The organism is Bifidobacterium thermacidophilum subsp. thermacidophilum DSM 15837 (assembly GCF_000426425.1).
GTDB lineage: Bacteria > Actinomycetota > Actinomycetes > Actinomycetales > Bifidobacteriaceae > Bifidobacterium > Bifidobacterium thermacidophilum.
In genome coordinates this window covers 78,361-91,340 of record NZ_AUFI01000011.1, presented here as the reverse complement: position 1 = coordinate 91,340, position 12,980 = coordinate 78,361, and the positions used below count along the sequence as shown (strand labels likewise).

The 12,980-nt window shown below is 61.2% G+C and carries 9 protein-coding genes and 1 pseudogene; all 10 read right to left on the bottom strand.

What is annotated here, in order from left to right; translation table 11 throughout:
- Nucleotides 1-159 precede the first annotated feature (159 nt).
- The 10 genes and pseudogenes from rplS to K315_RS0107505 all read right to left on the bottom strand — a co-directional run bounded on the left by rplS (nucleotide 160) and on the right by K315_RS0107505 (nucleotide 11,714).
- Nucleotides 160-525 carry a 50S ribosomal protein L19 gene (rplS, locus tag K315_RS0107545; RefSeq protein ID WP_015449855.1) on the bottom strand — a complete coding sequence of 122 codons (366 nt, stop codon included), beginning with the start codon at nucleotides 523-525 and terminating at the stop codon, nucleotides 160-162.
- A gap of 1,064 nt (nucleotides 526-1,589) precedes the next feature.
- A complete protein-coding gene (araA, locus tag K315_RS0107540; protein WP_029576897.1) occupies nucleotides 1,590-3,104 on the bottom strand; it encodes an L-arabinose isomerase in 1,515 nt (504 codons plus the stop codon).
- Nucleotides 3,105-3,155: 51 nt separating this feature from the next.
- Nucleotides 3,156-3,848 carry an L-ribulose-5-phosphate 4-epimerase gene (locus K315_RS0107535; protein WP_029576896.1) on the bottom strand — a complete coding sequence of 231 codons (693 nt, stop codon included), beginning with the start codon at nucleotides 3,846-3,848 and terminating at the stop codon, nucleotides 3,156-3,158.
- Nucleotides 3,849-3,931: 83 nt separating this feature from the next.
- A complete protein-coding gene (locus K315_RS0107530) occupies nucleotides 3,932-5,560 on the bottom strand; it encodes a xylulokinase (RefSeq protein ID WP_029576895.1) in 1,629 nt (542 codons plus the stop codon).
- Between the two features lie 49 nt (nucleotides 5,561-5,609).
- Nucleotides 5,610-5,855 (bottom strand): MFS transporter, encoded by a 246-nt coding sequence (locus K315_RS10875; protein ID WP_029576894.1) that lies wholly within the window; start codon nucleotides 5,853-5,855, stop codon nucleotides 5,610-5,612.
- A gap of 115 nt (nucleotides 5,856-5,970) precedes the next feature.
- Nucleotides 5,971-6,366, bottom strand: a pseudogene (locus K315_RS10870) (MFS transporter); the annotation flags it as partial.
- A complete protein-coding gene (locus K315_RS10750; protein ID WP_238556465.1) occupies nucleotides 6,330-6,662 on the bottom strand; it encodes an MFS transporter in 333 nt (110 codons plus the stop codon). The gene K315_RS10750 and the pseudogene K315_RS10870, both read right to left, overlap by 37 nt.
- Before the next feature lie 585 nt (nucleotides 6,663-7,247).
- A complete protein-coding gene (locus K315_RS0107515; protein WP_029576892.1) occupies nucleotides 7,248-8,363 on the bottom strand; it encodes a LacI family DNA-binding transcriptional regulator in 1,116 nt (371 codons plus the stop codon).
- Nucleotides 8,364-8,612: 249 nt separating this feature from the next.
- Nucleotides 8,613-10,310 (bottom strand): glucose-6-phosphate isomerase, encoded by a 1,698-nt coding sequence (pgi, locus tag K315_RS0107510; protein WP_015449853.1) that lies wholly within the window; start codon nucleotides 10,308-10,310, stop codon nucleotides 8,613-8,615.
- Between the two features lie 150 nt (nucleotides 10,311-10,460).
- Nucleotides 10,461-11,714, bottom strand: a complete 1,254-nt coding sequence (locus K315_RS0107505) for a mannose-1-phosphate guanylyltransferase (protein WP_029576891.1) — start codon at nucleotides 11,712-11,714, stop codon at nucleotides 10,461-10,463.
- Nucleotides 11,715-12,980: the final 1,266 nt, after the last annotated feature.

Genomic DNA, 12,980 nt, shown 5'->3' with positions numbered 1-12,980 from the left:
TGTCGCGGATGTCCCGGTATTGCAAACCCGCGCGCCGCAAGCGGCACGGACCACCGGTGCATCCACCACGCCCGTGCCGTCCGCACTGTTTGAAACGCAGACAGCCCGACGACCGTTACTGGTCGCCGGGCTGTCCGGTTCATACGATGAGCGCGAAACTCACTTCTCGCTGTTGTCGCGACGCTCGACGATACGAGCAGCCTTGCCGCGCAGCGAACGCAGGTAGTACAGCTTCGCACGACGCACACGGCCCTTGCGCACCAGCTTGATCGAATCGATTGACGGGGAGTGCAGCGGGAAACGACGCTCGACACCCACGCCGAAGCTGATCTTGCGCACCACGAAGGTCTCGCGCACGCCGGCACCCTGACGAGCGATCACCACGCCGGTGAACGCCTGCAGACGGGAGTTGTTGCCTTCCTTGATCTTGACGTTGACCTCGACGGTGTCGCCAGGACGGAACGCGGGGATTTCCTCCGCCGGCTTGAGATGCTTGGCGTCGAATGCTTCGATGGCATTAACCATGATGTTCCTCCATCGCCGCCGCATACCGACGATTGGTCGGGGCTGCACGGTCCCCTTCGGGATTCCGTTCAGCTGAAATGTCTTCGCAGGTTCGCCTGCGAAGGGTGCCAATCCGCCGGAATCATGGCGTTTCCGCCACGTAAGTGTTCCGGCTGGACCCAAAGAAAGACGGGATTATGCGGCGTCCCGTTTTTCGGCACATCAAAGGTTCATTTTACTGTGACGTGCGGACTGGCGGCTGGATGGTAATGTCGCTGACGCTCGGCCAGTGGGCGTAACAGGAGCGGGGCATTGGGCGCCGGTCGCCGCGTTACGGTGGTCGATACCCAATCGCAGTGCGACCAGTCAGTCGCACCGCGGACAGATACCGCCCCGTCTGGAACCTGCTGGAGCCGCAATCAAGCCGCCGTGCGACACGCATGGCACACCACAGGCAGATACCCCATCATCAGACCCCGCTGCACCCGCAATCAGGCCGCCATGTCACCGACCAATCACACCACAGACAGATACCAGCCACAGGGACCAGAAGGAACCCGTACCAGACCGCCATGCGACCCGACAATCGCACTGCGAGCGGATATCCCACGTCAACCGCCGCATCCGCAATCAAGCTGTCATCTCACCAGTCAGTCACACCACGCGCAGATACCCAGCCACCCGAACCGACAACTGCCGGAACCGGAAGGAACCGATACCGGACAGCTATGCAACCGAACAGTCACACCACAGGAAGACACCGACAATCAACCCCGACCACACCCACTTCATCCGCCCACCATGCGACACGACAATCGCACGGTGGGCAGATACCCAGCCATCAAACCCGACAACCGCCGATACCGGACAGCCATGCAACCGTCCAATCACACCACGGGCAGATACCCCACTGTCCAGCACAACAGAACAAGCCCGGCACGAAGCCGGGCTTGGTCATGTCAGCATACGAACCTACTGAGGCGTCCCCCAGCGGCATGATGCGTGGCTGAACGGTGCGGCAGAGGGCGAAGACACATGGAAGGTGTGCGTCAAGCCTTCTGCCGCGCCGCTACCGCTCCATCATCTCAGTGACGGTTCTCGAGACGGTGGTACATCTCGCTGAGCTCCAGCTCCTTCTCGAACTGGCGGGGGTTGGTGTTCTCGTCGACGACGGCGAGCTCGACACCGGCGATGCGGGCGAAGTCCTCCCAAGCCTCACGGCCGACGGACGTGGTCATGCAGGTGTGGTGGGAACCGCCGGCGGTGATCCAGCACTGCACGGCAGTCTTCAAATCCGGCTTCGGCTTCCAGACGGCGCGAGCGCACGGCAGTTCCTTAAGGGAGCCCTGCGGGGCGACGACGGTGACCTCGTCCATGAGCAGACGGAAGCGTTCGCGCTCATCGGCCATGGAGACGACGACCGCGTCACCGGGCTTGCCGGAGAAGACCAGACGGACCGGGTCGGACTTGCCGCCGATGCCGAGCGGGTAGATGGCCAGCTTCGGCTTCTCGATGGTGCCGATGGACGGGGAGACCTCGAGCATGTGGGAACCCATGTCGAGCTCGTTGCCCGGAGTGAAGTTGTAGGAGTAATCCTCCATGAGGGAAGCGCCACCCTCAAGGCCGTAGCCCATGACGGCGCCGATGCGCACGAGGACGGAGGTCTTCCAGTCGCCTTCTGCGGAGAAGCCCCAGCCGTACTCGGAAGGCAGACGCTGGGCGCCGACGCCCGGAAGCTGCGGCAGGGTGCCGAGGTCTTCGAAGTTGTCGACGGCGGCGGTGCAGCCGTTCTCGCGCATCATGTTGACCATGGCCGCCTCTTCCTTGGCCGCGATGAAGAGCTCATCGTAGCGGGAATCAAGCAGCTCGGGGACAACGTCGTACTTGGCCTTGTAGTCCTCGATGATGTCCTTGACCTGATCGTCCTTGACCTTCTCGTAGGCGGCGACCAGCTCGTTGACGGCCCAAGTGTTGATGGAAGCGCCGAACACGCGCTCGGCTTCGGTCTTGTCGCCTTCGGTGACGGCAACGTTACGCATGTTGTCGCCCCAACGCATGACCTTCATGTTCTGGGAGGCTTCCCAACCGGCGCAGGCGCGAGCCCAGGTACCGACCTTCTCGGCGACTTCCGGATCGGTGTAGTGGCCGACGACGATCTTGCGCGGAATGCCCAGGCGGGAGACGATGTAGCCGAACTCACGGTCGCCATGCGCGGCCTGGTTCAGGTTCATGAAGTCCATGTCGATGGTCTCCCACGGGATTTCCTTGTGGTGCTGGGTGGCCAGCTGCAGCAGCGGCTTGGTCAGCACTTCGAGGCCGCGGATCCACATCTTGGCCGGGGAGAAGGTGTGGCACCAGGTGATGACGCCGATGACGTTCGGGTTGGCGGAGGCTTCGGTCATGAACGCCTTGACGCCGTCCGAGGACTTCAGGGTCGGCTTCAGGACGATCTTGGCCGGGATCTTGCCGGTAGCGTTGAGGAAGTCGACCATTTCGCCGGTCTGCCGGGCTACCTGGCGCAGGGCTTCTTCGCCGTACAGGTCCTGCGAACCGACGCCGAACCAGATTTCCTTACCTTCGAAGGGGTTTTCCATTGTCATTGTTATTCCCTTGCTTCGTTGTACTTGGATATAACGTGTTGTGTCCGAGGTTCAGTGCTGGCCGTATACGTTGGTGTAGCGGTCATTGAGCTTGTCGATATCTTCCTGCGCAATAGGAATGATATCGCCGAGCTGCCTGGCGGCCCACATGGTGTGGGCCACTTCCTCAGTCATCGCGGCGGCCTTGACGGCAGCTTCCGCATCCTTGCCGATGGTGAAAGGACCATGGTTCTGCATGAGCACCGCAGGGGATTTCGGATACTGCTTCAATGTCTCCACAACACCTTCGCCGATGGCTTCCGAGCCGATGAGGCGGAATGGGCCTACCGGTACGGGACCACCGAATTCGTCGCCCATCATGGTCAGGCCACAAGGAATGTTCTGGCCGGTGGCTGCCCACGCCGTCGCATAGGTGGAGTGGGTGTGCACCACACCGTAGACGTCGGGCATGTGACGATAGATGTATGCGTGGGAGGCGGTATCGGAGCTCGGGGCTTCCGCGCCATCGACCACGTTGCCGTCGAGGTCGCACACGACCATCGAACTCGGGGTCAGGTATTCGTAGCGCAGACCGGAGGGCTTGATCACCATCAGGTCGGCGGAGTGCAACCGCTGGGAAACGTTGCCCGCAGTCCACACGACGAGGTTCCACTTGATGAGCTGTGCGTGCAGCGTGGCGACGACCTCGCGCACCTGCTTGACTTCGGCGCGGACTTCGGGACCGTAATCAGCCAAAGTTGCCATGTTATCTTCCTTTCCTAGGTATTTGTCGTTCGGGTATGTGCCGTTCGTGTGTGTGTGTCGTTCGGGTATGCGCCGCTCGTGTGCTATTTGCTTTCCAGATCGATCGCCTCGATGGCGGCACGTTCGATGGATAGGCCACGCTGGAAGCGGGCGAAGAAGTCCTCGAAGCCTTCCACATCCTGCGGGTCCGGCTCTTCGGTGGTGGACTTGACATCGGCGAACACGCGGGTGTCCAAGTACTCATCGAGCGGGCACGGTGCATGCCACAGATAGTCGGCGAGCACGGCCATGCCCCAGGCGCCGCCTTCTGCCGCGGTTGCCATCACCTTGATCGGGGTGCCGAACGCGGCGGCCAGGATCTTCTGCGCGACCTTCGGCGTGGTGAAGATTCCGCCATGGCCGACCAGGGAGTCGATTCTCACGCCTTCGTCCTTGGTCATCACGTCCATGCCGATCTTGACCGGTGAGAACGCGCTGAACAGCTGGGCGCGCATGAGGTTGGCCAGCGTGAAGTGCGATTCGGGGCCGCGTGCCAGCACGGGCCGGCCTTCGGGCAGCCCTGCCAGGAATTCGCCCGAGTAGAAGCAATAGTTGAGCAATCCACCCGCGTTCTTGTCGGCCTTGTCGCTGATGGCCGCACGGAACAGGGTGCCGAACAGGGTGCCGGCGTCGATGGGGTGGCCGATCGCTTCGGCAAACTCGCTGAACATCCTCACCCAGGCGTTGAGGTCGGAGGTGAAGTTGTTGGCGTGGCTCATGCCTGCCAGATCGCCGGCGGGCGTGGTGACCAGATCGACTTCGGGGTGCAGGCGCGCCAGCTTGTGCTCGAGCACGACCATGGCGAAGATGGAGGTTCCCGCGGACACGTTGCCGGTGCGGACGCGCACGGAGTTGGTGGCCACCATGCCGGTGCCGGCATCGCCTTCCGGCGGGGCAAGGACGATGCCCGGCTGCAGGATGCCGGAGGGGTCGAGCAGCCTGGCGCCTTCGGCGGTCAGCTCACCAGCCGGGGTTCCGGCGACCAACGGGGTCGGCAGCAGATCCTCGATCTTCCACGGCTGGGCCGCGATCTCGTCCAGCGCGTCGAAGCGCTTCAGAAATTCGGTTTCGTAGGTCTTGGTGGTCGGGTCGATCGGAAACATGCCCGAGGCATCGCCCACGCCGAGGACCTTCTTGCCGGTGAGCTTCCAGTGCACGTAGCCGGCGAGCGTGGTGATGTAGTCCACATTGCCGACATGTTCCTCGCCGTTGAGTACGGCCTGGTACAGGTGTGCCACGGACCAGCGTTCCGGAATGTTGTACTGGAACAGTTCCGACAGCTTCTCGTGCGCTTCGTGCGTGTTGGTGTTCTGCCAGGTGCGGAACGGTACGAGCAGTTCGCCGTTCTTGTCGAAGGCGAGGTAGCCGTGCATCATGGCGGAGAAGCCGATATGGCCGATGGAGACCAGTCGCTCGCCGTAGGCGTTGTACACATCGTTCGCCATGGATGCGTAGGCGGACTGCAGGCCCTTCCAGACCTCTTCGAGGGAATAGGTCCACAGGCCATCCTCCAGATGGCTTGCCCACTGGTAATCGCCGGAGGCGATGGTTCGGTACGTGTCATCGATCAGTACGGCTTTGATTCGGGTGGAACCAAATTCGATGCCGAGTGCGGTGCGACCGCCACGAATCTTCTCCGCGATCTGCTGGGGAGTATCGTCAATGTCGACCATATCGATTCCTTTGCTTGTTACTTGTGGTATTGGATTCGCGTTCGCCGGGTCACTTCGTCCAGAGGGCCTGGATCTCCTCAAGGGTCTTGCCCTTGGTTTCAGGAGCGAACTTGGCGATGGAGATGGCGCCGATGAAGTCCATGATCATCCAGAAGACGAAGGTGCCGGTACCGCCCCAGCCTTCGAACATCATCGGGGTGAACTGGCCCACGCAGATGTTGATGCCCCACAGCAGCACGGTGCACAGGCCGGATGCGCGGCCACGCATGTAGGTCGGGAAGAGCTCGGGGATCATGACCCAGGTCACAGGGCCGAGGCCGAAGGCGAAGCAGGCGATGAAGCCAGGCGCCGGCGACGACGAGCCAGCCGATGTTGGCGTGGAAGGCGAAGGCCATGAGGGCGGCGAAGACGCCCATGCCGGCAGCGGAGGTGACGAGCAGCGGCTTACGTCCTGCCTTGTCGATGAGGGCCATGCCCACGACGGTGAAGATCAGTTCGACGAGACCGACGAGGGAGGAGCACAGGAATTCGACGTTCGGAATGTTGTTGCCCAGAGCGGCCTTGAACATAGTCGGGCCGTAGTAGGAGACGGCGTTCTGGCCACCGACCTGGTTGAAGGCGGCGAGCAGCAGGCCGATGAGGAACGGGGTGAGCAGCGGCTTCTTGAACAGGTCGCTCAGCTTGCCGTTCTTGTCGCGCTCGATGGAAGCCTTGACGTCGGCGACCTCACGATGGGCCTCTTCGGTGCCGCCGATGATACGGGCGGCGATCAGGGTCCACGGGCTGAAGGTGAAGGCGGACCACAGTGCTGCGAAGAAGAAGCAGGCGCGCCAATGAGGAGGACCTTGCGGCGGCCGATCTTATCGGCGAGGAAGCCGGAGAAGCCGACGCCGACGACGCCACCAATCATGATGGAGGAGATCACGAGTCCCTGCAGGCCGGCGGACAGGTGGTACGCCTGGCGCAGGAATTCGATGGCACCGGAGATGCTCACGGTGTCGTAGCCATACAGAAGTCCGGCCATGCCGGCGCTCAGCGCCAGGATGACCACGTATTTCATCGAGCCCTGCTTCACGGCGGCGCTCGTAGCGTTCTCAGTCATAGTTGTTCCTTTGTTGTTCCCAACCGGCAGTTTGACCTGCCGAAGCAGCTTTGCTTCACACGGGACCCCGGTTTGGAGCCAGGGCAATTTCGCGGCTTTGCTACGGCGATTCGGTTTCCCGTTCGCTGATATGAAATGTTACCGCTCACATTTTCATTTGTCCAATCGATTCGCAAAGCTTGATATTACGCCGTTTCTTCGGCGTGTTGAACAATGTGTTACGCTCACATTTATCCTGTTTCGCGCGGATCCAGGCACCCTTGCGATTACCCTGCCAGACGGTTAGCTCCCCGCTTCTGCCGACGCTGAGTGTGCCGTCAGCGTCGGCAAAGGGTATATGACGCGCAGCTGTTGGACACACGAATCGGCCTATAGCCCCAAAACCTACGTAGACGACCCGGGTTCCGCGTTGAACCCTCACCGCGCTATCGCATATACGAAAAATCCCGGCGCCGGCGGGAATTCCTCCGCCAGTGCCGGGATATCTCGCCAGCCGTCAGACCTCAGTCCGCGCAACCATGCCGTGTCACATCACACCACACACAACGCATAACCACGTGGGAAACCACCCGATGCCCGCGCGAATCAGCGGTTCGGGGCGACGCCTACGGAACTGCGGCGAATCAGTTTCGCCGGAACCATTCCCACACCGTGCTGCACCGAGGCGTACTGGGGTTTGTCCCCCTCCCCCAACAGGAACAGCACCTCGCGCATGGCCTGCTGGCCCAGCATCTCGAAATCCTGCCGCACCGTGGTCAGCGGCGGGTACATGTTATCCACACCGGGCATGTCATCGAAACCGACCACGCTCACGTCCTGCGGAATACGCATGCCATGCTCGTGCAGGGCACGCGCCACGGCCATCGCCTGCGCATCGTTCGACGCGACCACGGCGGTCGGCAACTTGCCACCGGAACGGCCGATATCCTCAAGCACGTGGTTCATCCTGGCATACGCCTCACTGCCATCCCAGGAATCACATTGGATGGTGACAGAATTCATCGCGTCGGCCGCGCACAGGTCATTCCACGCCGCCAAGCGTGTAGCCGCATCGCGCCATTCGCGCGGACCCGCGAAATACAACGCGGAACGATGCCCGAGGGTTTTGAGCAGACCCATCACATCCTTCATCGCGCTCCACTGGTCGATGCCGGCCAATGCGATCTTTCGACGGTCGGACGGGCGCAGCAACCTCAGCTCCTCCTCAAGGCCCATACCGCCATGCGTGGAGGTGAGCAGCACACGCGGCCAGATGACCTGCGCGCGGCATGCCGCAGAGAACATCACATCGGTAGGGGTCAGGAAAATGAACGCATCGACGTTCTGCTCATCGAGAATACGGCACAGATCGTCGAACTCCTTCTGCGTGCAGGTCGCCTCATGCACGAGTAACACGGACATGAACATGCTATGGGAACGGGCGATCGACTCGATGGCGCCGATGGAGGAAATAGGGCCGTAGAATTCCCGGCCGCCGGCGATGAGCCCGATGGTGCGCGATTTGCGCGAAGCCAAGGCGCGCGCGGGATTGCTGGGACGATAATCAAGCTGCTCGATGGCCCGCTGCACTTTGGCACGAGTGGCTGGGGAAACACCAGGGAAATCATTGATGACCCGTGAAACGGTCTGATGGCTCACACCGGCAAGTCTGGCCACTTCAAACATCGAGGGGCGTTTATTCGCTTGTTGCCCGGTTGCCATACTTCACTTCCTCCCGGACCTGCATTCATCCATTGCGGTCTTGACTCTACCACAAAACGCATCGCAAAACGGGGGTATCACAGCCGCACTATATACCGACCGCCGGTGCCACAAGTACCCGTGACACAAGCGCAGGGCATATGAAAAGGGCCCACCTGCACATGCAGATGGGCCCCTGGACGTTCAGCTATGCGTTACGCATCAAGCAAACGCATAGCAACGTTGCGGCGAAATCAGAACCCGCCGGAATCAGAACTCGCGGTTGGCGCGGTAGAACTTGATCAGGCCCTGGGTGGAGGCGTCCTGGGCGGCGAGCGCATCGTCGTCCTTGGAAATCGCCGGGGTGATCTGCTTGGCCAGCTGCTTGCCGAGCTCGACGCCCCACTGATCGTAGGAGTCCAGGCCCCACACCGTGCCTTCGACGAAGGTGATGTGCTCGTACAGGGCGATCAGCTCGCCGAGCGAGAACGGGGTCAGCGCCACACCGAAGATCGACGTGGTCGGGCGGTTGCCAGTGAACACGCGGGCCGGGACGATGTCCTCAGGCGTGCCCTCGGCGCGCACCTCGTCAGCGGTCTTGCCGAACGCAAGCGCCTTGGTCTGCGCGAGGAAGTTGCCCAGGAACAGCTCGTGCACGTCCTGGTCGCCGTCCTTGGTCGGGTTCGGGGTGTTGACGAACGCGATGAAGTCAGCCGGAATCAGCTGCGTGCCCTGGTGGATCAGCTGGTAGAAGGCGTGCTGGCCGTTGGTGCCCGGCTCGCCCCAGAAGATCTCGCCGGTGTCGGAGGTGACGGGGGTGCCATCCCAGCGCACGGACTTGCCGTTGGACTCCATGGTCAGCTGCTGCAGGTACGCCGGGAAGCGGTGCAGGTACTGGTCGTACGGGAGCACCGCATGGGATGCGGCGTGGAAGAAGTTGCGGTACCACACGTTGAGCATGCCGAGCAGCACGACCACGTTCTTGTCGAACGGGGTGTTGGCGAAGTACTCGTCGATCTCATGGAAGCCGTGCAGGAACTCCTCGAAGCGGGCCGGGCCGAAGACCACGGCGAGGGAGGTGCCGACAGCGGAATCCACGGAGTAACGGCCGCCGACCCAGTTCCAGAAGCCGAAAGCGTTGGACGGGTCGATGCCGAACTCCTCGACCTTCTCCAGGTTGGTGGAGACGGCGACGAAGTGCTTCTTGATGGCGTCGGCGTTCTGCGCGTCGGAGCCGTCGATGGCGCCCTTGGCCTTGAGCTCTTCGAGCAGCCAGGTGCGGGCTTCACGGGCGTTAGTCAGGGTCTCAAGCGTGGTGAAGGTCTTGGAGACGATGATGAACAGGGTGGTCTCCGGGTCGAGGCCCTTGGTCTTCTCGGCCAGATCGTTCGGGTCGATGTTGGAGATGTAGCGGGCGGAGATGCCGGCGTCAGCGTACGGCTTGAGCGCTTCGTACACCATGACGGGGCCCAGGTCGGAACCGCCGATGCCAATGTTGACCACGGTTTCAATCTTCTTGCCGGTGACGCCCTTCCACTCACCGGAACGGACCTTGTCAGCGAAGGCGTAGATGCGATCGAGCGTATCGCGCACGTCCTTGACGACATCCTGGCCGTCGACGATGTACTTGCCTTCATCTTCGACCGGGCGACGCAGCGCGGTGTGCAGCACGGCACGATCCTCGGTGTTGTTGATGTGCACGCCGGTGTACATGGCCTTGGTGCGCTCGTCAAGCTTGACGGCCTTGGCGAGGTCGGCGAACAGCTTCAGGGTTTCCGGCTTGATCAGGTTCTTGGACAGATCGAAGTGCAGGTCGCCGGCATCGAAGCTCAGCTGGTCCACACGGCTCGGATCCTCGGCGAACCACTTCTTGAGGCTGATGCCTTCGTTCTGCAGCTCGTCATAGTGCTTCTGCAGGGCAGCCCACTCAGGAGTCTTGGTGGCGTCAACTGGCGGATTGATGGCCATACTTGGTCCTTTCTTCATAATCGAAGCGATATCTTCCCGCATGCGTGGCAGACACGCGACGCGGAATGACATCGTTTGCTTCCATGTGACAAGATACTCACAAAATAGGACAGAACCGGACAGTCCCCGATGCCGTCCGGGCGAAGCCGGTCACAGCAGCTCGTCACGGCCTTCCTGCCGCAGATGCGCCACCATATTCTTGACTTCCTGGCTGCGTGCACGCGGCGCAACGAGCAAAGCATCCGGCGTGTCGACCACAACCATGTCGTTCACGCCGAGCAATGCGATCGTCCGCCCTGCGGCGGGCACCACCACATCGCCGGCGGAATCGATATAGGACACGTTCTCACGATCGCCGAGAATCTTGATGTTCTGCTGGTTCACACTCGGCAACAACGCGGCGACGGAATTGAAATCGCCGATATCGTCCCAGCCGAAATCACCCGGGATCATCGCCACGCCGCCCTGCACGCTCAACGGTTCAGCGACCGCGTAATCGAACGCAATCTTCTCGATGCCCGACCAGTGAGTCGCCATCGCCTCATCGACCGCATCGCCGCCAGCAAGGTACGCGTCCGCGATAGCTGAAATCGCGTCGTACATACGCGGCTTGTATTCACGCAAGCAGCCGAGCAATACGTCCGCGCGCATCACGAACATGCCGGCGTTCCAACGGTATTCGCCGGTGGACAGGTAGGCTTGGGCGGTCGCGGCATCGGGTTTCTCAACGAACCGCTCGACCAGCCGTGCGTTCGGGGCTTCGGGCACGTCCGCGGCCAGGGAACGGCCCTGATGGATGTAGCCGAACGCCGTAGACGGGCGGGAGGCGGCGATGCCGATGGTCGTCACATAGCCGGCGCGCGCCGTGGCGACGGCCTCACGGACCGCGCGGGCGAAGGAGGCAGCGCCACGAATCACATGGTCCGCGGCGAACGACCCCACCACGACGCGCTCCCCGTGGCGGCGAGCCAACACGGCGGCGGCGAGGCAGATCGCGGCGGTGGAATCACGCGGCACCGGCTCGGCGAAGATGTCGTTGCCGTCAAGATGCGGCAGCTGCTCACGGATCGCCGCGACATGCCGCCAACCCGTACTCACCGTGACATGGCCCCGCCCCGCAACGCGTTCCAGCCGGTCGTAGGTGGATTGGATCAGCGTGCGGCCCTGGCCGAGCAGGTCGTAGAGGAATTTCGGTTTGGCCTCGCGGCTCAGCGGCCACAGGCGGGTCCCCGTGCCGCCGGCGGGAATCACCGCGTAAAAATCCTCGTCTACTCCCGTGCGCCCGTCCTGCGGTTGTGGCTGCGGCTGCTGCTGCGGCTCCTGCCGTCCCGCCGCCATACTTGGGTTGCCATGCGGTTCACCATGCTGTGCATTCTGTGCATTCGCGTCGATCATGCTGCTCATGGCTCCATTGTGGCACAAGCGTATGGCACAGGAATGCGGTATAGAAATACTGCGATGCTAACGACGTGTGCTTTCAATCACGAACTTCTGGCATGTTATGAGGCCGGGGGGGCGCGATTCCGAAGGAGGAATGTTTGAGGGGACGAAATCCGCGAAATGGAATGTCGCAGAACGGAATGTACACAGAACGGAGTGCACACAGAACGGCAAAAATCTCAATATCTCGACGATTTGCACCATGTCATCGAGATTTTCAGAACAAAGTCTCGATATCTCCTCGCGAATCCGGATTTTCCCGATTTTTTGAGATTCCGCACTAGGCATCACAGACGGCGAGCAGTCAAGAATCGTTGAAATTCCAAGCTTTTTCACGACTGACCATCATGCTCGACGCATCGAGAAATCTCAATATCTCGTCTAAATTGCCGTTTGCGCGAGTTGTTGAGACTCTTTCGAACAATCTCTCAACATCGCGGCTCGAACGGGAGATATCGAGACTTTGGTATGGCGCCCGGGCAATCGGCGTCGGGCGCTCAAGGCGGAATGGATACGGAAACAAATGGTATGAGTCGAAGCACGTCGAGACATCGGACTTGCATCCCGTGTCTTTGCCGGCCGCAGGGGATGCAACCGAGTTTGCCGTGCGGGCCGGGGGTTGTCAATCGCGCGTATGCCAGGACATACGCCGTACGCCGGAAGCAAGCGCCCGGCAGGCCTGATATGCCGATAACGCGTCGTTGCGTATGCCCGGGCATGCGCGAGCCGGCAGACGCCAGGCGATCTCGTCGTTCCCCGGCACCTTCCGTCTGGTTGTGTATGCCGCCGCATACGCGAAGAAATGGAATGCCTAAAGCAATAACTTTGGTTCCTATATGCCGGAAAAGACGAATTGATGATGCGGTTTGATGCGTGGCTTCAGATGCGGTTGACCATGCCGTTGCCGGATGCGGTTTACGGTTCCGGCGTCGGACCGACTGTTGTGTCGCTGCAGATGAGGGGTGTTCGACAAAAATCCTGAAGCAATGACTGAAACGGCTGGAAAGCCCAAAAAGACGGGAAAGCTGAAAGCGCTGGAAAGACCGGAAAGACCGGATAAAAAATGAGGAGGCTCTCAGGCCTCCTCATGATCGTCGTCGTTGTCGCTGTCTTCCGACATAAGTCGGTCGAGCGCGGCGAGCGTCGAATCCATTCTGAGTATTTGCTCAGTCATGGTCTGTCCTTCCTTTCTCGATTGATAATGGTTGGATGCGTCGGGATTATCCGGCA